This is a genomic window from Myxococcus sp. NMCA1, from assembly GCF_026810205.1.
In the GTDB taxonomy this organism is placed as follows: domain Bacteria; phylum Myxococcota; class Myxococcia; order Myxococcales; family Myxococcaceae; genus Myxococcus; species Myxococcus xanthus_A.
In genome coordinates, this window is the sequence record NZ_CP113950.1 from 6,718,137 (window position 1) to 6,742,714 (window position 24,578).

Annotated in this window: 18 protein-coding genes and 1 pseudogene; 10 read left to right on the forward strand and 9 right to left on the reverse strand. The window is 67.2% G+C overall.

The annotated features are described in order from the left end of the window. The first annotated feature begins 34 nt into the window (after positions 1-34). Positions 35-601 (forward strand): NAD(P)-binding domain-containing protein, encoded by a 567-nt coding sequence (locus OZ403_RS27585; protein WP_237080467.1) that lies wholly within the window; start codon positions 35-37, stop codon positions 599-601. On the opposite strand, the gene OZ403_RS39505 is transcribed toward OZ403_RS27585, so the two are convergent. Then, positions 602-1,990 (reverse strand): M57 family metalloprotease, encoded by a 1,389-nt coding sequence (locus OZ403_RS39505; protein WP_328285468.1) that lies wholly within the window; start codon positions 1,988-1,990, stop codon positions 602-604. Between the two features lie 632 nt (positions 1,991-2,622). On the opposite strand from OZ403_RS39505, the gene OZ403_RS27600 reads away from it, so the two are divergent. Then, complete coding sequence (locus tag OZ403_RS27600; protein WP_268782172.1) at positions 2,623-3,603, forward strand: hypothetical protein; 981 nt, start codon at positions 2,623-2,625, stop codon at positions 3,601-3,603. Positions 3,604-4,506: 903 nt separating this feature from the next. Here the strand turns inward: OZ403_RS27600 and OZ403_RS27605 are convergent. The 5 genes and pseudogenes from OZ403_RS27605 to OZ403_RS27620 all read right to left on the reverse strand — a co-directional run bounded on the left by OZ403_RS27605 (position 4,507) and on the right by OZ403_RS27620 (position 10,915). After that, positions 4,507-5,247: a hypothetical protein gene (locus tag OZ403_RS27605; RefSeq protein WP_268782173.1), complete on the reverse strand. Its 741-nt coding sequence runs from the start codon at positions 5,245-5,247 to the stop codon at positions 4,507-4,509. A 1,109-nt stretch (positions 5,248-6,356) separates the two neighbouring features. Beyond that, positions 6,357-6,842 (reverse strand): annotated as a pseudogene (locus OZ403_RS27610) (IS3 family transposase); the annotation flags it as partial. Positions 6,843-6,927: 85 nt separating this feature from the next. Beyond that, positions 6,928-8,301, reverse strand: a complete 1,374-nt coding sequence (locus OZ403_RS27615; RefSeq protein ID WP_268782174.1) for a glycosyltransferase family 39 protein — start codon at positions 8,299-8,301, stop codon at positions 6,928-6,930. Between the two features lie 472 nt (positions 8,302-8,773). Beyond that, positions 8,774-9,259: a transposase gene (locus OZ403_RS39820; protein ID WP_442929628.1), complete on the reverse strand. Its 486-nt coding sequence runs from the start codon at positions 9,257-9,259 to the stop codon at positions 8,774-8,776. 234 nt (positions 9,260-9,493) lie between these two features. Then, positions 9,494-10,915 (reverse strand): hypothetical protein, encoded by a 1,422-nt coding sequence (locus tag OZ403_RS27620; protein ID WP_140856276.1) that lies wholly within the window; start codon positions 10,913-10,915, stop codon positions 9,494-9,496. Positions 10,916-11,503: 588 nt separating this feature from the next. Here OZ403_RS27620 and OZ403_RS27625 point away from each other — a divergent pair. The 3 genes from OZ403_RS27625 (at position 11,504) to OZ403_RS27635 (ending at position 12,824) form a co-directional block, all read left to right on the forward strand. Further along, a complete protein-coding gene (locus OZ403_RS27625) occupies positions 11,504-12,247 on the forward strand; it encodes a hypothetical protein (RefSeq protein WP_237077452.1) in 744 nt (247 codons plus the stop codon). A gap of 132 nt (positions 12,248-12,379) precedes the next feature. Beyond that, on the forward strand, positions 12,380-12,514 hold the full coding sequence (locus tag OZ403_RS27630) for a hypothetical protein (RefSeq protein ID WP_268782175.1): 135 nt from the start codon (positions 12,380-12,382) through the stop codon (positions 12,512-12,514). A 34-nt stretch (positions 12,515-12,548) separates the two neighbouring features. Further along, positions 12,549-12,824, forward strand: coding sequence for a hypothetical protein (locus tag OZ403_RS27635; protein WP_268782176.1), 276 nt, complete (start codon positions 12,549-12,551; stop codon positions 12,822-12,824). Between the two features lie 50 nt (positions 12,825-12,874). Here the strand turns inward: OZ403_RS27635 and OZ403_RS27640 are convergent, their stop codons facing one another. Both OZ403_RS27640 and hflX read right to left on the reverse strand, forming a co-directional pair. Next, entirely contained in the window at positions 12,875-14,197 is a 1,323-nt protein-coding gene (locus tag OZ403_RS27640) for a leucine-rich repeat domain-containing protein (RefSeq protein WP_268782177.1), read from the reverse strand. Positions 14,198-14,287: 90 nt separating this feature from the next. Then, positions 14,288-15,718 (reverse strand): GTPase HflX, encoded by a 1,431-nt coding sequence (gene hflX, locus OZ403_RS27645; RefSeq protein WP_140794350.1) that lies wholly within the window; start codon positions 15,716-15,718, stop codon positions 14,288-14,290. Positions 15,719-15,888: 170 nt separating this feature from the next. Here hflX and OZ403_RS27650 point away from each other — a divergent pair, with 170 nt between their 5' ends. The 5 genes from OZ403_RS27650 to OZ403_RS27670 all read left to right on the forward strand — a co-directional run bounded on the left by OZ403_RS27650 (position 15,889) and on the right by OZ403_RS27670 (position 23,893). After that, entirely contained in the window at positions 15,889-17,169 is a 1,281-nt protein-coding gene (locus OZ403_RS27650; RefSeq protein ID WP_268782178.1) for a DEAD/DEAH box helicase, read from the forward strand. Between the two features lie 150 nt (positions 17,170-17,319). Continuing rightward, positions 17,320-18,225 carry an RluA family pseudouridine synthase gene (locus OZ403_RS27655; RefSeq protein WP_268782179.1) on the forward strand — a complete coding sequence of 302 codons (906 nt, stop codon included), beginning with the start codon at positions 17,320-17,322 and terminating at the stop codon, positions 18,223-18,225. 976 nt (positions 18,226-19,201) lie between these two features. Next, complete coding sequence (locus OZ403_RS27660) at positions 19,202-21,067, forward strand: hypothetical protein (protein WP_268784907.1); 1,866 nt, start codon at positions 19,202-19,204, stop codon at positions 21,065-21,067. Between the two features lie 925 nt (positions 21,068-21,992). Then, on the forward strand, positions 21,993-23,105 hold the full coding sequence (locus OZ403_RS27665) for an endonuclease NucS domain-containing protein (RefSeq protein WP_268782180.1): 1,113 nt from the start codon (positions 21,993-21,995) through the stop codon (positions 23,103-23,105). Positions 23,106-23,302: 197 nt separating this feature from the next. Next, a complete protein-coding gene (locus OZ403_RS27670; protein WP_268782181.1) occupies positions 23,303-23,893 on the forward strand; it encodes a GrpB family protein in 591 nt (196 codons plus the stop codon). Between the two features lie 219 nt (positions 23,894-24,112). Here the strand turns inward: OZ403_RS27670 and OZ403_RS27675 are convergent, their stop codons facing one another. Further along, positions 24,113-24,451 (reverse strand): hypothetical protein, encoded by a 339-nt coding sequence (locus OZ403_RS27675; RefSeq protein WP_237080629.1) that lies wholly within the window; start codon positions 24,449-24,451, stop codon positions 24,113-24,115. Between the last annotated feature and the right edge of the window lie 127 nt (positions 24,452-24,578).

The window sequence follows — 24,578 nt, forward strand, 5'->3', positions numbered from 1 at the left end:
ACAGAGCGACGTGACGGTCATCGGTTTGGGCAAGATGGGCTCGGCTCTCGCGGGAGCCTTTCTGCGAGCCGGGCATCGGGTGACGGTCTGGAACCGCACCGCGAGTCGCGCCGGGGCCAGCCTTGCACTCGCCGTGGGCAGTCCCAGCTGCTCCAGTATCGCTCGCACCCCTCCCGCCTCCTTCTCGTACGCCAGCACCCGCCGCATGCCTCCACACCTCACGCAGGCGCATACGTCGAAGTCGAACGTCCTCCTCAGCAGTTCTGCCCTGTCCACACGCGCCGTCCTCTCCTTCATCGGCTCCTTCCTGCCCGCTGCCTGGGGTGCCACCCTCCCCTCCTCACCTCCTGCTTGGGGGAACGGGGCCTCCGCACCTGGGCGAGGTGCTGTCCCAGCGGCCCCGGGCCGCGCGCCTTCGCGGCGCTCGGCAAGACGCGCCATCCTGGAGGTCGTGTCGACGCGCACGCGGATGGACCACCCGAACGGGGTCTCGCCTGCTCCGCATGGCCCCCCGGGAGCTGCCACCCCCGGAGGGTCATGTCCGCGACCAGGACCCGATAGCGTCCGCTACCGACCCGGTCGCCAGACGCCGACGGGCTGATTATGGGCTGAGGGAGATGCTCCCCGACCAGTAGCCGTAGGAGTACGTGGTGACGCCATTGCGGGTGGTGCTCGCGTAGCTGCCCTGGGCCGGCTGGATGGTGACGGAGACCTGTCCACCGGTGGAGGGAATCGCGCCCGCGTGCACGGCCGCCGCGCAGACATCCGAGTCATCGGTGTAGAGGTCCGTGCCCCATACCGACGCCCCGAGGCTCACCGTCGGGCAGTTGCACCGGATGCTCGATCCGTTCTGCCCGCGGTAGGACATGATGTTGAAGCTCGAGCAGAGCGGCGGCGGCTGCGGCACCTGCGCCCCGATGAAGCGGAAGCTCCCCCCCCAGGCGCCGTAGGAGCTCGTGGTGACGCCGTTGCGGTTGGTTCCGATGAAGGTGCTCTGGGCCGGCTGGACCTCGAGGACCACCGCCCCGCCGCTGGTGGTCATCACCCCCGCGTGCACCGCGGCGGTGCAGATGTTCGAGTCATCGGTGTAGAGGTTCGTCCCCCAGACCGAGCCCCCGCCCCCCGAGGAGCAGGTGCAGCGAATCTGCGCCCCCGTCTGCCCGCGGTAGGCCGCGACGTTGACGTTCGAGCAGCTCTGGGTGGCGCTCTGGCCATAGAGGATGTTCAGCGCGGTGATGTCCGCGCTGGTGAACTCGCCGGTACTGCCGATGTGGGGGCAGGCGTTCATGACGGACCCGTCCCAGACGGCGGTGGTCGGCGTTCCCGGGATGTGGATGATGCCCACGTCCTCGTCCCCTTCGACGCCGGTGTAAGGTGGCACGCAGCTGATGCTGCGATCATAGTAGTCCGTGTGGCGCAGGCCGAGGGTGTGGCCGAGCTCGTGAGTGATGATGTGCTCGTTGATGTCGAGGGGTTGGTCGTTCATCGCGGGGATCATGTTGATGGACCCGTAGGGCAGGCCGTCCGAAGGGAATCCCGCCCAGTTTTCTGGTCGGATGGTGGAGATCTCCGCGGCGATGGTCGCGGAGCAGCCGGTCGTCGGACCGCGCGCGAAGGTGAATCGCAGACCGAGCGCATTGTAGTTGCCGATGGCCAGGTCGAGTCCCTGGCTCAAGTTGGGGGAGCTGCTGAACGCGGCCGAGGGGTTGATGCAGATCTTCGTCACCTGGGCGCCGACGAGGTTGGTTGAGCGGTAGTGCTCGGCGCTCCCCGGGGGAGTCTGAATCATCTCGCGGGACGCCTGGAGCGTCACATGCGCGTCGCCGCTCACGAACACGGCCTCGTCGATGACGCGGATGTCATTGGCCGGATAGCCGGCCTCGATGAGGTTGGAGATGATCTCCTCGTTCTCCATCCGCGGGTCCATACCGCCGCAGCCGACCAGCAATGCGACACCGGTCACCGCGAGGACTGCTGTCTGCTTGAACATGGATGCTCGTCTATCTGACTGCGGGGAATGCGCGCCGTCCGGCGTGGGCTTCACGCCGTGGCCGCGCGACGCCTCATAGCGCGCATTCGCCGGGTCGACAGCTCAAAGACTCGCGACACAGCGTTCCTCGGCATGTGACACCCCCGGGTATTTCAACGGCGTTCTTGTTCTCCCTCGCGTTGAGACTCCGCGGGTTCGGCCCCCTGGGGTGGACCTGTCCGCTTCTTCCTTCGTGCCGGGCGGCGCTTCACAATTAATTGCATGGGCACTGACACCGCTCGGATTCCAAGGGACCAGGAGAAGACTCACGGCTCCAGGCCGGGACCGGAGCGGGAAGGGGGCCCGGCTCGCGTGGCGGCGGGCGCCTCGCGTCAGGTGCGTCAGCTGCGCGCCCTCCAGGACACCGTCACCCGAAGCCCTCTCTGACGCGTCAACCCCCGTGTCAGCCCATGCCTCCTGACGTGTCAGGCCTGCGCTGGCGACAGCGCCTCGAGCCCCATTGCATCCGATGGCAGAGCAGACGCGCTGAGCAGTGAAGACTCTCTCCTCCTGGTCCCTCGCTTGCATTCCCACGACTCGCGGAGAAGCTCCCGAGCATCCGCAGTCCCCGTTCGAGACAATGGAGAGAGAGCATGAGAGGTTTTTCGCAACTGACCGCGCGTTGTGCTGGGTTGTGGGTGTTGGCCGCCGCCCCCGCGTGGGCGCAGCAGCAGGAAGAGGTCTGGCTCGACACCCGGAGCGCCGCTCCCGTGATGAGCCAGACGGTGCTGAAGCAGGGATGGCCGCATCTCGTCACCCTGCAGGGCACCTTCAACGTGTGGGGGAACAACATCGCCCCGGGCCCGCAGTCAGGCCAGCCCGAGCCCGCGCCGATGTTCCCAAGCCCGGGCGTCACCAACCGCAACGTCGGCCTCGACCCTGAGTTCGTCTTCGCGGGCGTGAAGCCCCCGGCGGCCGCTCCGCTCAGGACGAGCGCCATCCAGCTCAGCCTCGACGGAGGAAAGACCTGGGCGCATCCGGCCTCCACGGCGGCCTTCAACGCGGCCGAGCACAAGTATGGCTATGAGGTGACGGGCGGGGAGTCCGCGCTGCAGGTGCGCATCGCCGACAAGCCCGTCACCGACAACTCCGGGCGCTTGAAGATTGTCGTGGTGCCCGCCGAGGAACTGTGGCTGAACACCCGGAGCGCCGCCCCCGTTCCCAGCAAGCAGGTGCTCCAGAAGGGCAAGCCCTACCGTGTCACGATGCAGGGCACCTTCAACGTGTGGGGGAACAACATCGTCCCAGGCCCACAGTCCGGTCAACCCGAGCCCGCGCCGATGTTCCCGAGCCCGGGCGTCACCAATCGCAACGTCGGCTTCGACCCTGAGTTCGCCTTCGCGGGCGTGAAGCCCCCGGCGGCCGCTCCGCTCAGGATGAGCCTCGTCCAGGTCAGCGTCGACGGAGGAAAGACCTGGAAGCACCCGGCATCCACGGCGGACTTCAACGCGGCCGAGCACAAGTACACCTACGACCTGACGGGAGAGGACGCGCCCCTGCAGGTGCGCTTCGCGGACGCGCCTGTCAACGACAACTCCGGGCTCGTGCGAATTCTCGTGCTGCCCGGAGCCTGATGCGCCCGCTCTAGGAATGACGCGAAGCCGCCCGGACAACCCAAGGGCGGCTTCGCGGCGAATCAGGCGAGCGCCCTACGGAACCCGGGCCCAGGTCGAAGTCGAGCCCTGGCAATACTGCGTCAGCCAATTCCCATCCCCGCTGACCGTGATGGAAACAGGCCCCCATACCACGCTGGAGCCAGAGCAAACTCCACACTCACCTGAATAGGTGTTGGTCCCGGTCTTCACCAGGTTGCGGAAGCACTTCATACCCACCGACCAACAGTCAAAACCAGACCCCCTCTGGGCAATAAAGCCATCCCCCATCGAGTTGATGCTCTCCTTCCACCCCCCAAGCTCCCACGTCGCGACAACAGGCTCACCGACCAGCGACTTCTGCTCGACAGTGGAGAGGTCCTGTCCCTCCCCCCCACCCTCGGGCCCTGCGCAAGCGACGAACAGAAGCGAGGCAAAGGCCACAACAACAGACTGTGACTTCATTCTTGAACTCCTCAACTTAGGGGTGACGAGGTCCCAGACCTCAAGAACAAGCTACACTTTCAAACCAAAACAGCGAAATCCACTTCCAGACCCCAGACATCAATACAACGACGCTGAAGACATCCATCCCACGGGGCGGCGGGAGACCGCCCATGAGACGAACGCTCGGGCAGCCTCGTCTGGTTTGTAGATGCGAGACGGCTGCCGCATCGGGCTTGCGCGTGCGCGCCGCTCCCCTCTTCGAGCCCATCTTGCTCAACGACTGCACAGCGACCGCCGTCCCCTCAGCGGATGGCTGACCTGGCAAGCCCGGCCCTGACACCGGGGCCCGTCGAAAAGCGGAGCGAGGGGCGAGCCGCATGGCCCCCCCCTCCACGTCATACCTGTCTCAGCCTCGATGAAGAGAGCTTCAGCGCGGCATCACGAGATGCAGGTGAACCACACATACAGGACCCACGCCGCTCCCGAGGTCGCAGCTCCGCGCGCGAAGCCCGTCTCGAACCCATGATGCTGACACACCTGGTTCGCGACACTGCGCACAGCCGGCCATGGCGAAGTCAAGCTGAAGCCAGTGGACATGGCGGGGAAGGTCGTGTCGTTCGTGTAGGCACCCTTCTGCTGCGAGTTGGAGGCATTGATGCAAACCAGCCCCATGTTGTCCGTCACACTGTTGTGGTGTCCGGTAAGGAACCCCGTGTCATAGGGCATGCCCGACGTGCCGGTGCCGCATTCCTCGTGCGCGGCAGCCTCGGCCCGGAAGGACTTCTGCGCACCAATCGGCGTGACGGTGCTTTCCCACCATGCCGACAGACCCACGTCGTAGGGGATGTCCTGCCATCCCACCACATCCTCGGTGAAGCAATGAATCCCCATCAACTCACCCAACTGCGCCCCCGTGTAGACACCTCGCGCATACCCGGCCCAGGCACACACCGCTTCCGCGCTTCGGTTCGCGTACGCCCAGTCCACGTCCATGGTGTTCGTAATGGGGTACCCCGCCGCGCTGCGCATCGACGCCGTCGTATCGAAGAAGACGATTCCCGCGAAGGCCGGAGCCGCGGTCAGTGTGACGATGGCGGTCGCGAGGGCTGAAACGAGCTGGGAAATTCGTACGGCTCCGAACATTCTCTCTCCTGATGGACAATCGGCCAGAATAGCCAAACGCAATACGATCCCCAGTGTGATTCCTGGTCGTCACCAATCGCAATCCAGACATGCTGCAAGATTCGCCCGTCACTTCATCCCTTTCCAGGTGCAGCAAGGCGCATCCCCGCCTCGCCTCGGCCTGAGTTCCTTGATGCGCTCGAGCGGTTCGAGGCGGCGCAAGGGGCTGCGCGGACTGTCCACCGGACGGGAGCTTCGCTCGGGCGACCCCGCCGCGGCCCTCCGACGTCACGATTCTTCATGTCGGCGTCGAAGCGTTCGCGCTCCATCCCGCCCAGGTCGACCCGCGAATCTCACGGGAGATTTAGGCGGCTCTGAAGTCGCTGCACTCCACCCGTGGACAACGCCGGATGGGGGACGGGACACGGCCGCTCGTCTACATCAGATTGCCATTACCGCTCACCACAGGAGAGCCTCATGTCCGTTCGGAGAATAGTGAAGCACCTTCCATTCGCCGCAGTGGTTGCTTCGACCGTGGCATTGCTTGGAGCCTGCGGGGAGCCACTTGCCGCCGACGAAGATGGAGTCGACTCGGGAGACACCATTACCGCTCTCGAAACACCACCTCCAGCAGCGACTATGAGCTGCACACACAATCGCGACACAACCGTCATTACATGCACCGGAGGTGCAAGCAATAGCGTGTCACCGCATACCTATCAGTGGCAAATGGCGTACGACCTAGATGCCGATCCTTCTCCAGAAAACTGGCCCTGGGATAACGGCACCACCACCTACACCGAGTGGTGCACAACGGGCTTACAGCAAGGCGGAAGGTTCTTCTATCTCTACATCCGCTTCCGGGTCCTCGACGCCAACAACTACGTATCAAACTACGTAGAGAAGAAATATCGGTGTTGGACTCCGAATCCGTAGGCCGTCAGGCTCAATTGGGCATGTAGAGCGCATTTCAGATGCGCACCCAGTCCCAGAATCTGTATGGGCCTGATTGAGCCACTCCCGAAAGACGCTCTCATTTAGGGAAGGTGACGCCTCCCGTCGACTTCCCAAAGCACGGCCCCTCGGTGATTGCCGGGGCCATCCAGCGACTGAGCGTCTCTCAGCTCAAGCGCCACAAGCTGTGCCCGCGCGCATGGTTCTTTCAAAATGTCCCAGCTCCAGAGCTCATTGGGCTTCGTCGCGTGCAATTGGGGCACCGGGTGGTTCGGGTGGCGCAGCTGGTTGCGGCGCTCACGCACCTCGTGACTCTCAGCCAGCACCCGGTACATGGTGCGCTCGGAGTACAGGTAGCGCCCCTCATCGAGCAACTGCGCGTAGACTTCCGCTGGCGCCACATCCTGGAATCTCGGCTCATGCAGCGTCGCGAGCACCTCGGCCCGCTGCTCAGGGGCCAGCGCCCGAGGCGAGCGGCTTCTGCGCACCGGCCCGTGCTTGGGCCGTGCTCGTCGGTAGTAGGTGGCACGCGGCAGTCCCAGTGCCTGGCACACCGGCGCCCCAACCTCACCGGGCTGCGTGCAGCGGTCTGCCTCCGCCAGCACCCGCAACTTGTCCTCCGCCGTGAAGCCTCGCCGCCTGGCCTTCTCCTCCACCTCGGTCTCCCTGACCCGGGCCGCGTCCACCACTGCGCTCATCGTTCCTGCCTGGGTCGCCCTGCACACTGAACTGCTGGGTACGAACTGTCTCACTCACGTTGGCAGAGAGGGGCTGCGCGAGGCTTCATTCAGAAGCACGCCGCCAGAAGAGCCCTTCTCGCACGAAGTGCTCATGAACCCAGCGCTCGCTGGCGGAGGACAGCTGCCATTCGCCACGTCCCTCAAGGACCAGGATGTCACAGCGCGCAAGCATGGGGAGCATGGTCCGCTGCGAGCGCTCATCCTCGAAAGCAGCGCCTGCGTGAGCGAAGCGCCCGGGTGTGCCCAGTGCATCGTTCAGCATGAGGCCGTAGGGGTCGACGAGGACGGGCGCCCCCTCTGGGATTCCGGGAAGCCGCCCGGCGGCGATTGCCCAAGCCGGTTCGAAGGTGCAAAGGGCTGAATCCGGGGGGACGGAGGCCCGGAGTGAGCTCCCGAGCGTGAGCAGGAAACGGTCTCGCTGATTCGCAGAGCGGATGGCCGCCGGCAGCGGTGAGAGTGCGATGAGCATCACCGTGGCGGCGACGAGCGCGGCTTGCGTGCGCGAGCGTGTGTCCGCCCAACGTAACACCACGGAGCCCCCCAACCCCGCGAGGACCGCCATGGTAGGCGCCAAGTGAGCGTTGTACTGGGCCCAATAGCTCTTCGATGACAAGAAAGTCACGAGCGTCAGAACCCAGGCGGCCGCGAAGAGTCGCTCGGCGACGGCCTCCCTTCGACGAGTTCGGGCCAGGGCCACGACCAAGGCCCATGCACAGAGGACGGAGAAGCCCATGCGCCCGTCGCCCAGAATCATGAGAAGCCGGTGCCAGACATCCGGCTCGCCATCGGGAGGGCGGAGCAACTGGAACCGAAGAAGGCCATCGAGCATCGCGGCGGGGGCGAGGGCGAAGAAGGGGCCCAGCCAGACCAGTCCCACGGCTGCCGCGACAAGCACGACCCGTAGGGCACGCCGTCCCTGGCCCTCCATGCCGCGAGCCCACACCGCGGCGATGACCCAGGCGCCGGCTGTCAGTTTGATGGCGCACGCGGTGGCAAGCAGGGCTCCGGCCAGGAGGTCCCTCTTCCACCGTGAGTCATCAGCCCCATGCCGCAGCCAGACCCATGCCATGCCAAGACAGGTGAGGTTGAGCAGTGGCTCCAGGAAGGGCCCGCGCTCGGTTGCGGCCGCTTCTGGAAAGACGGCATAGGCGAGCGCGGCCACGACGCCTGCCCTGACTCCCCATTGCTCCTGAGCAATGCGTCCGCACAGGAGCGTGCTCAGTGCCCCGATCCCAGGGGCGAGCCAACGGACCACCGTGAATGCCAGCGCTGCGTCGAAGCCACGTGCGAGCGCGGCCACCGGCGCCAGCAACATGGCAATCCCAGGAGGGTGGACGAAGAAGTAGTCACGATAGGGCAATACACCATGGGAGAGAAGTGCGGCGGCACTGAAATAGACGCCCTCGTCGTAGTCCACGGGATGCCCGAAAGCGCCTCCCCGGTGGAAGAAGCCCGCGATGCGCAGCAGCCATGCACCTGAAGCGATGAGCACCAGGGGCCACCAGGGCAGGTGGGGACGGGGGGTAGAGAGATTCGAAGAACGCACCCGGACACGCGTACTAAAGGCGTCCCGGTGTGTCGAGAAGGCGCAAGTCAGTTCACGCGGCGTGGAGTTGCCCCCGTCAAACCGGACAGCTCAGGCTTTGGAATTAGCAATACGGAATTCGCAGGATGACATCATGCTCACCCCCCTTTGGTCGAGGTGTCGTCAGCGCAACCCATGCCGCTCCAGATTGAAACCACAAGGAAGTTCCTCGAATCGCAGGATGCGGCTCCTGGCGAGTCCATCGTGGTCCTCGCTGACGCGCCCTCCCGCAGCCACTTCCCATCACCCAGCCGGTCCGAAACGAGCCCTGGCTCCGTCAACCACCGTGCTCAGCAACAAGGAGTCAGCGGATTCGCAGCCGCTGGTGGCTGGCCCACCGCTCCCAGGCGTCTGTTTCCTGAGCGAGTTTGTCGAGGGTTGGGATGCGCCGACTGCCCAGGCACTGACGTGAGAGCAGCGTAATCTCTACCTCCGCATGATTGAGCCAACTGCCATGCACGGGCGTGAAATGCACGGTGAAGCAACGCCAGAGCCGACGTCCTGCTCGCACCCCGTATCGGATCTCCAAGGCGCGGCAGGAGTGGGTGCTGAGGTTGTCGAGCACCATGTGAATGGTTTCTACGTCCGGGTAGTGATTGGCGATGTCCTGAGGTGCTCCAGAATCGCGCGTCCCCCTCCCCTCCTTCGCGTACGCCAGCCCCCACCTCCTGCATCCACACCTCACGCAGCCCGGAGGATGACACAGCGAGTCCCCGTGCTGCGGACCCTCCCGTGCCTGGCGCTGCCGGCGCCCGAGCCGGGGCTGCTCCGCCTTCGCGAGCACTCGCATCCCTCCGGAACGTCCCCGCCCTGGACGCTGTCGCTCCCGCCGTGGCCGCGCGCGAAGGGGCCGCAGTGGCGGAGCCGCAGGAGCGGCTGGCCGCGCTTCAGGTTCAGCGGATCGCCGCCTGCGGAACGTTGTACTGAGCCCCAAGCGGACGTCCCCCGGAGCTTGCCCATCTGAAGGGAGCTCCGAGGGACGTCTTCAAACCGGGGGATGATGGCGCAGGGCCGCACCACGGGCTCAGAGCATGTTGGCGATGTCCTTCACCGGCTGCGGCGCGGCCTCGGTGCTCCCCAGCGCGCCCATGGCGCCTCCGAAGATCATGGACGCCGGGTTGACGCGGCCCTTGCCAATAGCCCCAATGACCCCCTCCGCGGCGCCCTTCAAGGTGTTGAAGTAGCCCTTCGCGGCGCCCTCGAAGACGCCCTTGACGCCGCCCTCCGAGTTGCCGATTCCCGTCAGGACGTTGCTGACTCCCGGCAGGAACCACAGGTGCTTGCCCGCCTCACCCGCGAACCACTGGAAGTTGTCCTTGTTGCTTCCGTCCGCCTTGACGTGGGTGTCCTTCGTGGTTGGCAGTTGGTGCTCACCCAGGAAGGAGTACCCCTTCTCTGCGAAGTCCTTCACCATGCCGGCCTCGGTGCCGTGCCGCGCATCGCCACTCTTGGTGATGCCCTCGATGTTGCCGTCGCCCTGGCCATTCTGGACCTTCTTCGACCGGTCCTCGCCATTGGAGGCCTTCGCGCTGTCGATGAATTCCAGCACCTTGGCCAGGCGGTAGACGGCGTCGGGGTTCTGCTTCGCGTCCTTCAGGTCGAGCTTGGGGTCGATGCCCGTCTGCTTGCAGAGCTGGTCGAACTTGATGTCCTTCTGGCGGCCCAGGTTCTTCAGCGCTGGAGTGTCATCGACGATCTGCGCCGCCGTCCGCTTGTCTCCAGCCGGGCGCTTGTCCTTGGCGCTCGGGACGCCGGAACCGGAGGCCTCGGGAGCCGGCTTGAGGTGCTGCAGGTTCTCGAGGTTCTTGGGAAGCCCGCGGGGCGCGAAGGTGGCGGGTTCGTTGACCGGCCCCTGCGCCCCCTGCAGCATCGGTGCGTTGAAGGACCGCGGGTGGGTGATGGCGCCCGTCTCGAACCCATCCATCGGGTTGACGTGGCCCACGGGCACGCCACCGGCCTGGAGCGGCGACACAGGACCGAAGCCGCCCATGGGTGGAAGCGCGGACACCGGACCGAAGCTGTCCATCGGCGGGAGCGCGGACACCGGGCCAAAGCCACCCATGGGAGGGAGCGCGGCCGCCGGACCGAAGCCGCCCACGGCTTGGAGCGCCGCGGGACCGAAGTCGGCCACGGTCTGGAGCGCCGCGGGACCGAAGTCGGCCATGGCCTGGAGCGCCGCCTCACGGCCGGAGGTCCGTCCGGGCGCGCCCGCGGGCTGGGGCGTCGCCGCCGGGCTGGAGGGCCGTGCGGGCGCACCCGCGGACTGGAAGGAATCCACCGGGCCGGAGGGCCGCGCGGGGAGGTTCGCGGGGTTCTGGGGGACGCGCCCGCCCATGTTCGGAACGGGCCCCGCCGACGGCGACGGCTTCGGGGCCGTGGGAGAGGACTGCGCAGCACCCGTACGCTTGGAGGAGAAGGAGGGGGCCTTGGCCTTGACGCCGATCATGGGGATCACCTGGTTTCTGACAGCGAAGGAGGTTTGCTGCGGCGAGTCTGTCCCGCCCATGCGCTGTCTCACTGCAGCGCCCATGCCATCTTGGGCATTCAACGTAACGTGCTGATTTCACATGGCTGTGATGGCTTTGGGGCTCCCGTGTGAGGCGTTGGGCCGGTGACCGCAGTCACCAGGCGGATGGCGCCAGTCACCACCGAGGGGCCGTCACCCCAAGCGCCTCCACATCAGCGTCATCCACCGAGGTGTCGCGAGCTCCAGGGATGCCCTGGCTGCAGCCCATGGACCTCTACTGGAGCGTATCGGCGGCATGGAAGCCATGTCGTGGGCAGGCCCAGGTGCTTCAGCATCGCGCGCCCCCCTCCCGCGTCCATCGACATCACCTCCAAGCTGACGACCTGCGCCGCCGACGCCGCATCAGTCCCAGGCTTCGAGAAACGCCCGCGACAGGCCCGTCCCCGAGACTTCCGGGGGCGGGCCTTTTCGTGTCAGGATTGAATGAGCAACCGGTGCACGCGTCGATGCGCCACTCCGCCGGGATTCACCAGCGCGGACCCATTCCCCTCCTATGGAGCAAACCTCATGAAGCGGCTCATCCAGGGACTGTCCCTGACGTCTCTGTGTCTCTCGCTGGCGGCTTGTGGTGCCAACAAGTTCTACACGCTGCCCGTCGACTCGAATGACGCCTCGACGACCAAGACGTCCATCGGCGTCTGCGCCCTGGAGAGCGGTCTCGAGTCGCAGTCCATGGACAACACGGCCATCGCCGTCACCTACGATGCGACCTCCACGATGTATTACCGTTACAATGGGAAGGACGCGTACACCTTCCAGGTCTCCGTGGACGACAAGCAGGTTCCTCCGGCGGAGCTGGAGGCGAAGCTCGCCACGGTGCGCAAGAAGGGCGAGGAGCTGTACCTCTGCGCCCAGGACCGCATCAACCCGCGCTACGTCGCCGCCCCTACCCACGCGCCCGCGCAGACGAACGTCACCATCAACTTGAACGCCCCGGGCGCGAACTCGCGGGACTCCCTGTCCGCTGGCGCGTCGGTGTCGACGAACACGAACACGGCCTCTGCCTCGACAACGTCCTCCTCCGCGTCGGTGGACCTGGGCGAGGGCACCTGCGCCCGCGCCGTGGACTGCTATGCGCGGCTGGCCAAGACGGTCTGCGAGGGCGCGCAGGACTGCAGCTTCAAGGTGGAGATGTCCGGCAACGACGAGGCGGGCTGCCGTGACGCGCTGCTCCGCGTCCCGGACCTGATTCAGCCGTTCAAGATGATTCGCCCCAACCTCTCCGCGCCGGCCGTCTGCCGCGCCGAGTAGTCCGCTGGAACAGCCCGCCTCCGGTGCCGTGCCGGAGCGCGGGGGTCAGCGACCTCCCGTTTCCCGGCCCGTGAGGCAGGCGAAGTGGACTGGGCCCTCTCGCCGTGAGCCAGGGCGGGACGGGGTGGAGCCATGAGAGCGACACGCGGACATGTGCTGCTGGGACTTCTGGTGTTGGTGGGGCTGACGCCCGCGGTCGTGCTGGGCATCTGGATGGTGGCCTCCTCCGATTTCAGCGGGCTTCCACCGTGGCTCGCGCTGGGCTGAGAGAGAGACGACGGTTCACCTGGAGGCTGGAGAAGTGGGCCTGCTCATCGTGCCGCTCTTCCCGGTGCCTGGGGCGCAGGCACCCGGCATGCGCTCCCTGCGGCCCAGCGCCAGGGGGCCCGCGGCGCCACGCCTGCGTCACTGGCGCGCGCGGCGCTACGAGGGCCCCATCCATCCCGCGATGCGCGTCCTGGGACTGTTCGCGGGCATCCTCGCCTGGGGTGGCGGGGTGCACGTCGAGGTGGAGGGGGTGTCGGAGGTGAAGCCTCCTCCACCCCAGCTCCCCGAGGCGCGCTGCGCCGCGGCCTGAGCGCCAGGCGCAGTGGATGCGCAGGGCCAGGAGGAGCCGAGAAGGGCCGCTCAGTACCCCACATGCAGGCGGCCGGGGGGCAGCGCCGCCTCGAGCCGCTTCACCTCCGCCTCGGGGACGCGGTCCAGCCCCAGCTTGAACTGCTTGAGCCGGGCGAGTGGAGCGAGGCCCCCGGGCAGCGCGGACAGCTCCCCCTGAAAGAACCCGGCATGCGTCAGCTTCGGCATCCGGCCCAGGCCGTCCACCAGAAGTTGGACCTGGCCCGGCGTCGTCTTGAAGAAGCGCCACCACCAGAGCTTCTTGAGTCGCGGCAGCCGGGTCAGCACCTCGGGAAAGCCCTCCAGGGCCATGGCGTCGAGATACAGCTCCTCCAGCGACTCCAGCTCACCGAACGCGTCCGGGAGTCGGGTGAGGTTGTTGCAGTACCGCAGGCTCAGCTTCTTGAGCGCAGGGAGCCCGCACAGCTCCACGGGCAGGGTCTTCAGCGGGAGGGACTCCAGACTGAGGCTCTTCAGCGCCCGCAGCTCGCCAATCCGGGGGGAGAGCTCCGCGACGTCATTCGAGTCCAGCGTGAGGCTCTCCAGCCAGGTGAGGGAGAAGACCTCCTCGGGAATGGCCTTCAGCTTCTTCTGCGTGAGCCCGAGCCGCGTGGCCTTCTCGCCTCGCGCCGCCCTCTCCTTCACGGCGGCAATCGCCTTCTCGACGGGGCCGAGCCGGGTGTCTCCCAGCACGGGCTTCCCCGCGCGCAGCTTCGCGAGGAGTCCCTTCCGGTCGAGCGTCGAATCGCTGACGCCGTCCTCGTCTTCGTCCTCCGCGCTCCAGGCTCCCGGAAGGAGCGCCTCGTGCGACTGGAGCGTCTGGCGAGGGCGGCCCGCCGGGGCGGTGAGCTTGCTGCCCACGAGCACCTCCACGTCGAGCGCGCCGTGGACCTCGATGTGGTGGTGCTCCTCGACGAGGGTGCGCGCCGTCAGCGCCCCACCGACCCAGAAGATGTCATCACCGAGCGAGTCGCCAAAGAGGAGGCCTCGAATCCGGACGTTGCCCGCGACGAACATGGCCGAGAAGGTCGCGACGTTCTCCACCTCCAGGTCTCCCAGCACCACCAGGAGCGTGTGGTCCGCCGCGTGTCCGTCCTCAAGCAGGCCCTTCAGCCGGACGCTCCCAGTGACGACGAGCGGCCTCGGCCCGACGACGAGCGAGTCCGCCTCCAGGTCTCCCTCGTGGAAGAGGACACCTTCCCCGGTGACGCCCTGCCACCACGAGGCCAGATTCTCCCGCCACCCGGGCGTCGCCACCGCCTCCAGGCGGGGCCACAGTTCCTGCGCGGAAACCTCATGCCCCCAGACCTTCACCCCGTCCTGTTTCACAGCCATGTCCCTGAGGCTCCCGTCGACTTCACCCGCCTTCTACCTGGAGCAGCGCCGCGAGGAACAGCGAGCAGGTCAGCTCGGCGTATAGGGGGCCTACTCCTGGAACGCCTGGGTGAGCTTCGCGATGGCCCCTGGAAGGCCCCGCACGCGCAGCCGGCTGCCGCTCTCGTCGTAGGCCTGGGACACCACCGTGGTGTGCTCGTACACCTCGCTGATGCGCCCCTGCCGGGAGTAGGGAATCACCAGGTCCGCCTCCACCATCGAGGACTCGAAGAAGGCGATGATGTTCTTGCGCAGCATCGCCACGTCGTCCGGCAGGTGCGCGGAAAGCATCAGGGCGTCCGGGTGCTTCGCGAGCAGCGCTTCCTTCGCCGCCGCGTCCAGCCGGTCCACCTTGTTGAAGAGCAGCTTGCTCGGTACGGCGTCCGCGCCGATATCCCGGAGCACCGTGCGGGTGACCTCCAGCTGCGCGGCCCACGTGGGGTCCGACGCATCCACCACGTAGAGCAGCAGTGACGCTTCCAGGGCCTCGTCCAGCGTGGAGCGGAAGGACGCGACCAGGTCGTGCGGCAGCTTCTGGATGAAGCCCACCGTGTCGGAGACCAGGATGCGCGGACGGGTCTCCGGCTGCATCGCGCGCACCGTGGTGTCGAGCGTGGCGAAGAGCTGGTCCGCGACCAGCACCGTGCTGCCCGTCAACGCACGCATCAGCGAGGACTTGCCCGCGTTCGTGTAGCCCACCAGCGCCACCCGCAGCAGGTCCCTTCGCGCGTAGCGGCGGTGGTCCTGGTCCTTCTGGATGGCCGCCAGTCCCTCGCGCAGCTCCGCCAGCCGGTCGCGAATCTTGCGGCGGTCCAGCTCCAGCGCCGAGTCACCCGAGCCACGCCCCTGCTGCCGCTCGCGGCCTCCGGTGGATTCGCGCAGCCGGGGAGCCAGGTAGTTGAGCCGGGCGATCTCCACCTGCATCCGCGCTTCGTGGCTCTTCGCGTGCCGGTGGAAGATGTCGACAATCACGCCCGCGCGGTCCAGCACCATCGCGCCGGTGGCCTTCTCCAGGTTGCGCAGCTGGCCGGGCGACAGCTCGTGGTCCACGACCACCACGGTGGGCCGGGGCTCCGCCTTGTCGTCTTCTTCCGAAGGCGGAGGCAGCAGCGCGTCCTCCGGCTCCCCGTCGTCGGCCTCCTCTTCGACGGCCTCGTCCTCGGGGCCAGGCTCCGTGTTGGCGGCGGCCTCCCACTTCTCGCGAGCCTTCGACGTCCGGTCGCTCGCCCCGGACGCAATCACGCCCTTGCCTCCGGTGAGGGCCGCCAGCTCCTTGAGCTTGCCCGTCCCGAGCACCGTGCCCGTGGCCAGCCGCGTCCGCTTCTGGGACACGGTCGCCACCGTGTCATACCCCAGCGTGTGCACCAGCCGGCGCAGCTCCGCGAAGTCCGCGGCGTGCTCTTCGTCGGAGACGCCCGGAAGCTGGACACCGACGAGGACGGCACGCGGACGTTCAGGGAGGGTGGATATCGTCATGCGCATGCTCGTAGCACGTCGCGCCTTCCCGTGACGGGGCGAGTCCACGCCCCCCGCCCCCCCCACCGGGTCCGGGCGACACCTTGCCTGGATGGGGAGGGGGCAGGAATACCGGGAGCGGACCTCCCGGGCAGGGTAGGCTTCCGCCTCCTCGCGCCACCCAAGGCTTCCTTCCCATGACATTCGCTTCGCTCGGCCTGTCGGACGCGCTCACCCGCGCCGTGGTCGGACTCGGATACGACGAACCCACGCCGGTGCAGCGCGCGACCATCCCCGTGGTCCTGCGAGGTGGCGACGTCTGGGCTTCGGCGAAGACGGGCTCGGGGAAGACCGCCGCGTTCCTGCTGCCCATCCTGGAAGCCCTGCGGGCGCGTCCCGGTGGGTCGGTCCGACCGGTGCGGGCCTTCATCCTGGTGCCCACGCGGGAGCTCGCCGCGCAGATCGTCGATTCCATCCAGCGGTACGGCCAACACCTGAAGAAGCCGCTGAAGACCTGCCTCGCGGTCGGTGGCGTCTCCGCCAACCCGCAGATGCTGGCGCTGCGGGGCGGCGCGGACATCGTCGTGGCCACGCCCGGCCGCGCGCTGGACCTGGTGCATCAGAACGCGCTCCGGCTGGACGAGGTGGAGACGCTGGTGCTCGACGAGGCCGACCGGCTGTTCTCGTTGGGCTTCGCCGATGAGCTCAACAGCCTGCTGGCGCTGCTGCCCGCGCGCCGCCAGAACCTGTTGTTCTCCGCCACCTTCCCGCCCGCGGTGCGGAAGTTCGCGGAGCAACTGCTGCACGAGCCCACGCGCATCGACGTCGATGACGGGGAGCTGCCCTCGACGGAGTTCATCCTCCAGCGGGCCCTCCAGGTGGATGTGCCCCGGCGCACGATGCTGCTGCGGCACCTGTTGGAAACACATGCGTGGAGCCACGTGCTCACGTTCGTGGCCAGTCGCTACACGGCGGACCATGTCGCGCTGAAGCTGAACCGCGCCGGCATCGTCGCGACGTCATTGCATGGGGAACTCAGCCAGGGCGCGCGCACGAAGGCGCTCGCGGACTTCAAGGCGAAGCGCGTGCGCGTACTCGTGGCCACGGACGTCGCCGCTCGCGGCCTGGACATCGCGCAGCTGCCGGCGGTCGTGAACTACGACCTGCCCCGCTCGACCGCGGACTACGTGCATCGCATCGGCCGCACGGGGCGCGCGGGCGACAAGGGCGTGGCGATCAGCTTCGTCAGCGCGAACACCGAAGCCCACTTCCGACTCATTGAGAAACGCCACCAACTCGACCTCCCGCGCGAGCAGGTGCCGGGCTTCGAGCCGACGGAAGAGGTCTCGACGACCACGCCGCCCCTGGATCCGAACGGCGGCGTGAAGGGCCGGCGCAAGAGCAAGAAGGACAAGCTGCGCGAAGCCGCCGCTGCCGCCGCTGCCGCCGCCACTCGCCCTCCGAAGCGCGGGCCGTAGCGGCTCCTGCTCCCGCGTGACCAGCAGGGCCACGTGCGGGTGAGTCCCCCGGGGTGCCACCCCCTTCGTAGGCGGAGAGCCAGACGCGGAGTACGGCGACGGGAGGCGGAGTGCCTCCCACCGCGAGCCCACGCGGTGTAGGGTGCGCGAGTGCTGCTCAACGACGGCTATGTGTATCGCGAGAAGCTCGGGAGCCGACCGGGCAGCAGCGCGCTCGCCCATCTGACGGACAAGTATCGTCACTCCTCGGAGGAGGAATGGCGGGCACGCTTCGCTCGGGGCGAGGTGCGACTCGACGACGTCATCGCCGACGGCTCGGAGCCGCTGAGACCGGGGCAGTGGCTGTGCTGGCACCGCCCGCCATGGGAAGAGGCGGACACTCCGCAGTCCTTCGAGCTCCTGTACGAGGACGCGGAGTTGGTCGTCGTGGTGAAGCCGAGCGGACTGCCGACCCTGCCCTCGGGAGGCTTCCTGAAGAACACCCTGCTCTCCTTCGTCCAGGCACGATGGCCCGAAGCGGTTCCCATGCACCGCCTGGGACGCGCGACGTCGGGCCTCGTGCTCTTCACCCGCACCCGCGACGCAGCCGCGCGCCTGGCGAGCGATTGGCGCGAGGGCCGCGTGCACAAGCGCTACCGCGCACTCTCCCAGGGACTCGCCGCCCAGGAGTCCTACGATATCCGCGCGCCCATCGGGTTGGTGCCCCATCCGCGGCTGGGCGAAGTCCATGGTGCCAGTGCGCGGGGAAAGCCCTCACACAGCACGGCCCGGGTGCTGGAGCGGCGCACCGAGCACACCCTCTTCGAGGTAGACATCCACACGGGGCGCTCCGAGCAGATCCGCATCCACCTCGCCTTCATCGGCCACCCGCTCGTGGGGGACCCGCTCTTCGCCGTGGGCGGCCTGCCGCTGGCGGAGCACCCCGGCCTGCCCGGAGACGGCGGCTACCTGCTGCACGCGGAGTCGCTCACCTTCCTGCATCCGCGCTCGGGCGAGCACGTTCAGCTTCAGGCACCACCCCCGCTCAAGCTCCGCGTCCAGGACTCCTGGCGGTAGCGCCCGGGCTCATCCCTCGAGCCACGCGTGCGCGCCGGCCACCGGGTGCCGCGCGATGATCTGTTCGGCAGTGGGGACTCGGACCGCCCGAAGGTGAGGTACGGCCAGGAGGTCGTCGGTCGGGATGGAGCGGGCGGCCCGCCTGCGTCAGGTGCTGGTCTTCTGGGTCTGGCGGTGGTGCGCGACTGCTTCTCCGGCGAGGTGCTGGCGGCCCGTAGTCTACTGGGCAGTGGTGAGGAGGAGTTGGCCCCGCTGCTCCAGGAGGTGAAAGCGGGGCTGGCGGTGCCCATTGCCGGAGTCGTCTCCGATGGCCAGCGCTCCATCCGCAACGCGGTGGCCTCGGCGCTGCCTGGGGTGCCTCACCAACTCGCCACATCAACTACCTGCGTGAAACGCCCCCCTCTACGAAGCAGACCAGCACGCCAAGAAGCCGCTGAAGAGTCATGTGCGAGGAGTCCGCGTCATTGAGCGAGCCGTCGAGGGGCGCCAGAACGCCCACGCACAAGCTGTCCGCGGCTACTGCGCTGCGGTGCGCAGTGCCTTGACAGATGACAGGCGCCCGCCCCTGAATCCTTCCGGCCAGGAGTTGCACTGGCGGCTGAAAGCGATTGAAGCGAGTTCCGCCGGGTAGAAAAAGGGGGCGCGCACCAGAGAACTGAAGCGGCTGCGCCTGCAACTGCAACGCGGACTGAAGCAGACGGCGCGAATGTGGCCACCGCTGAGGGCGGCCTACCGGTGGGCGAGCAACCCCGCGTCGTAGCGCCCTGGATGGACGATGACAGTTGCCATCGGGTAGACGCTGGCGCCGGAGTTCACATCAGGAGCGTGTGTGCGAATCCAGGGGTTGCGGGGGCTGGCGGCTCGAATCGATGCCGATGGGTCCTCTCGGAAGAAGTGGTCCGCCGGTCGATTGGAAGGGCAGTCCCTCCCGGTAGGAGAGCTCCTCCAGGAGCTGCAGCGGCGGCCCTTGTTCGACGTGTCGACCCTCATCTGCCCTATCGAGCTGAGCTGTGCCGTACCGGAGGCGGACGCTCCAGCGCAGCGCGCGATGCTCGAGGCGCTGCTCGATTGGACCCTGCGGCTCGGGGGGCGTGGAGAGCTGGCGGAGTTCACCCTCGACGGCGAGGTGCGGTGCTTCCTCTGGGAGGGAAAGAAGCGCGCGCTCCCGGTGGCTCACTCCGACCGCCGCGTGAAGACCGACTTCGTCATGCTGCAGAAGCACCGCCGGGAAGCGGCGCTGAAGTACGTGCCACGCAAGGCCACCGTGTTGCGCTGCTCGTGTGGCACGGCCACCGCTCCGACCGCCGTGGCCTGCTCGAGCTGCGAGCGGGACTTCACCGCGCCGATTGGCATCGAGTCACGTCCCGAGGACGATGAGTCCCTGCGGCAACTGCGCACCCAGTTGGTGAAGCTGAACATTCCGCTTCCCAAGAACGACGTCTTCCTCGCCAACGTGTTCCGGCCGCGCAACGCGTTCGAGGCGCTGACGTACGAGGAGCTGCTGCCCAGGTTCGAGCTTGAGACGACGGACCCTCGCGAGCTGCGCCGTCGCATCGAGCTGCTCACGGAGTTGGAGACCTGGCCGAAGCGCTATTCGCCGCAGGGGCTGCTGGATGAGTCGAGCTTTGCCTCGTGGTGCGCGTCCCTGCGGACGCTGACGAAACCCTCGGCGCGCAAGCCCCTGGAGCGGCTGGCTCGGGAGCAAGGGCATCGGTTCAAGGAGATAGCGGCCGTGGCGCCCTGGGCTCCCGGGTGGCTCGCGGCGAGGGATGTCAGCGGGAGCTCGGTTCCAGGTTCGTACAGGTTCGAGCAGGTCAAGCAGGCCCTGGATTTCCTCCGGCGCCTCGCGGGGGCGAAGGTGGCGCTGTCCTCCGAGCTCCTGGGAGTGCTCCAGCACGTCGCGCCTGACCTGGTCACCGCGAAGGAGCAGAAGCTGCACGAGAAGGAGTTGGACCGCCGTGCCCTGAGTGACGGCACGGGCTTCGGGGACTACCTGAAGCGGCGGAGCGCGAAGGCGAAGTCGCAAGCCCATGCGCTCGCGGCGGTGCTCGCGGAGGCGGGGAGTCCGGACGCGAAGGGCTCCGCGCCGAGCGCACTCCTGAGTCTGGCGCGCGCCGTCGTCGAATGGCTGGTGGAGGGGCGCCGGCCCGAGCTGAAAGGCGTCGAGGGCGACTGGCTGGTGGAGCAGCTCGAGGCGCTGAAGCGCGCGAAGCGCTTGCCGAAGGCCATCCTCGAGAGCGCGGAGCGAGCCCGCCTCCACCCCGCGCCCTTCGGGCTCACGGGCGCGCGCTGCTGGGACGTCCAGCCGGGTCGACTCTCCGCCGGGGACCTGCAGGCCCGGGCCGCCTGCCCCGAGTGCAACCGGCGGGTGAAGCCGAGCCGCGTACTGCACATCCCCTCGCTCGACGCTGGCATGGAGGCGCGCACCGTGCGCCTCTACGAGTGCGAGCCCTGTGACAGGTCCCTGCTGTTCGCCCGCGCGGTGAAGCCAGCCCGCGCCCCGAAGACGCCCGCGCGAGTCTTCGTCGAGTACCGGGACGCCGCCGCGCTGAAGAAGCCGTTTCCCAAGGGCTTCGTGCCGTGGCGGTACGAGCGCTTCCTCACGCGTCAACACGAGGGACATCCACTCGCGCTTCAAATCGGCGGGCTGCCGCTGCTCCCGGAGGAGCATGCCCCTGCCCTGGACATGGACCTGCGCTGTGGTCATCCCTTCGTCCGCGTGCGCATCCACACACGTGCGTTGGACCTTCAGCCGGGGTTCGGGGGCGGTGCCGTCGTGGGCGGGGTGTGCCTGACGCCCGGATGCAAGAAGCCGGATGTCCGGAACGTGCGCGACGACTGAACTCCCGCAGGAAGATGGGACGAAATCCGGCCCGGACGCCCTGGATGGCCATGAAGACCTCAAGGAAGTCGGGTGTCGCGTCCACGCGCTCCAACTCGTGGAGGCGGCGCTGGAGGAGGGCCGGGACCCTCTCGCCGGGCCCGCATCGCACCTGCCGTGGGCAGGCCCAGGTGCTTCAGAGTCGCTCGCCCCCTCCCGCCTCCTTCACGTACGCCAGCACCCGCCTCCTGCCTCCACACCTCACGCAGGCCCGGCCAGTTCCTGGAAGGCCTTCGTTGGGGCGCCCGCCATCGCCAGCCGCGAGCATGAGTTGTGGCGGAGGAGCTGCGTGCCCCCATCACCTTCAGCCCGGCAAGTCGCTGGCTGCGGCCCACCAACGTGTTCTGCAGTCTCTGGGGTACCTTCGGGTGGCCATCGGCCCGACAGAGGATGCGCTCGCCCCGGAGGTGCCGCTGCATGCGGAGGGCCTCGGCCAGTTGGGCGATCATGTTCGCCTACCGGGCACGGCCCTCTGGGCCAGGGCCCATTGGCGGGTGCGCCCCACCACGGGAGCGGAGTGCTGCTGGCCCACGGCGAGCCAGTGCGCGAGCGCGGTTGGCGCGCCTGTCCTGTCAGCACGTACCACTCTGCACCTGCTCGGCGTAGCGCGCCGCGCAGAGCCTCGGGGAGCGGCAAGAAGCCGCTCTTGCGCGCAGCCTTCAGTCGCTGCGCTCCCTGACGGGATGTCTCCAGCTCCATGGACGCCTCCCATTGCACCAAGCATGGAGGTTTCACGAAGACCGGAGGCCCATCACTGCGGGGCACTGCGAACGCTCACCAACTCTTTTCCCATGAAGATCGATAGGCTCGGCGGACGGACATACCATGCCGTCGAGCCGCTTCCTCTCATTGCGTAAGGAACACAGTCTAGCGCGAGGTGCCGAACATGCCGATTCAACACGCCATCTGGAAAGTAGGAGTGCCCCCGACCCCCTTGCTGCCAACTCGCCTCGACACAGAGCAGCAACTCGAAGAAATGATCGTGAAGGATCCCCGCATCCTCTCGGACGAGTGGATGCTCATCGGACGACAGGAGGCCTCGATGCACGGAGGGCGAACTGACTTGCTGGCCATCGCGCCGGATGCATCCCTCGTGCTGATCGAGTTGAAGCGGGACCGGACGCCGCGCGAGGTCGTAGCACAGGCGATCGATTACGCATCATGGTTGGCAGACCTCGGCGCCGACAAGATCGCCCAAATGTATGAGCGGTTGTCTGGAGGCGGCAACCTGGGTGAAGCGTTCAAACAGCGATTTGGCAATGAACTGGACGAGGACTCGCTGAATCAGTCCCACCAGATTGTGATTGTCGCCGCCGAGCTGGATTCCTCCACCGAACGGATCATCGGCTACCTCAACGCCCGCGACATCGCGATCAACGCGGTGTTCTTCCAAGTGTTCAAGCATGGGAGCGAACGCTTTCTCAGTCGAGCGTGGCTCATCGACCCGCGTGAAACACAAGCGAACGTTGCTGCTTCCACTGGAAGTAGGGGCGAGAGGGAGCCGTGGAACGGGGAGTTCTACGTCTCTTTCGGCGATGCGACTTCGCGGAGTTGGGACGATGCACGGCAGTATGGCTACGTGAGCGGCGGCGGTGGAAGCTGGTATAGCCAGACACTCAAGTTGCTGTCCCCTGGGGACCGCGTCTGGGTCAAGGTTCCCAAGAAGGGTTATGTCGGCGTCGGTCGGGTGGTGGAGCCTGCCCGACCCGCCAGTGAGTTCAACGTCCCCACAGCGCAAGGGCTACAGCCCGCACTCGAGGTGCTAAGGCACGGCGAGAAGTACAGGGCGACAGCCAACGACCCTGAGAAGGCGGAGTATTTCGTCCGAGTGAAGTGGCTGGACACCGTTTCGGAGGCGCACGCGGTCAACGAGGTCGGGCTGTTCGGAAACCAGAACACGGTTTGTCAGCCGACCACGCCGAAGTGGCGCTTTACCGTCGAGAAGCTAAAGACCCACTTCCTTCATTGGAATGCCCCGGCCGATACCGTTGGCCCGTGATCGCCGGAAGAGGTCATGCGCCTCAGCGATACCGCGCGACCACTGATTCAACTCATGGAGCTGACGACATACGTCGGAGCCTCGGCCGCCAGTGGCGCGCTTGCCCGAGAGGTGCCGGTGCTTGCGGAGGGGCTCCGCGTCAGCGCATGGCGAGATTCGCATGGGCCACAACGCGACGCTGAACGAGAATGCCCAACATGCCACGCCCCGAAGACATCATGCGTCATCACGATGCCGACCCAGACGAGGACCCCTGGGTAAAAGGAAAACCCGCTCCTGAGAACGTTGCAGTCGTTCCCTATGATGCCGGATGGCCGACGTGCTACGCGGAGCTCGCCGTGGCCATCCAGGGTGTGATGGGCGCATCGGCCATGCAGGTCGAGCACGTCGGCTCGACCGCCGTGCCGGGCCTTCCCGCCAAGCCCATCATCGACATCGACCTCATCGTCGCCGACCCCACGCGCGAGGACGACTATGTGCCTGCCCTCGAGAGCCTGGGCTACGACCTCATCATCCGCGAGCCGTCCTGGCATCAGCACCGCTGCCTGCGGCTCGCCGCGCCACGCGTGAATCTGCATGTGTTCGGCCCGGACTGCCCCGAGGTGATTCGCCACGTCATGTTCCGCGACTGGCTGCGCGAGCACGACGACGACCGGCAGCGCTACGCGGCGGTCAAGTACGCATCCGCCGAAGGCATGGACGATGTGATGGAATACAACCGCCGAAAGGAGCCGGTGATCCGCGACCTCTACGCGCGGGTCTTTCGCGCGGCGGGCTGGATTCGCTGAGGTGCGGTGCGTGCCGGTCGTCGTCGTGCCAGCGCCAGAGGTGCCCGGCGCTCCTTCCGGGAGCTCATGGGTTCATGGTCGCTGGGCGTCATCCTCGCCAGGAGCGGCTGGCGCTTCACCGCGAAGACGTAGCCCGTCCCGCCGGCCTCGTAGCGTTCGTGCGCATACGCGGCGCTCCCGCTCCCGAGAGGAACTGCGTCTCATCCGCATCGCGGAGGCTCAGAAGTGTCCCGTCACCCCGACGAGCCCACCCCCTTGAGTCAGGCCCAGCACCGGAGCAGCCTGGACTTCCGGCAGCTCAGCGCGCGCTGTCCCATGCGAAGGGCTGGGCGAACGCGAAAGCCAGTAGCCCGTGAACGAACCGATGAGAGGAGTGACCAGCATCCCGACGGTGCCAATCCTCGCCACGCGCTCGTGGCGGCTGGTCGTGAGCAAGGCGAATGGAACCGCTCCCAGCGCGGCGCCCAGGAAGGTGGGGCCGAAGTTGCCCCTCCCGTTGAACTTGTCCCCCGTGAGGTAGATGGCGAGCGACGTTCCGAGCGCGGTCCCCAGGCTCATTGGAACGGCGAACGCGAATCATCAGGCGCAGAGGGGGCAGTCGTAGACGTGCGGCGCGATGACCGCTCCCCAAACAATCCAAGAATCTTGGAAGGGTGAAGCAACTCCGCCGGGGAAATCGCGAGAA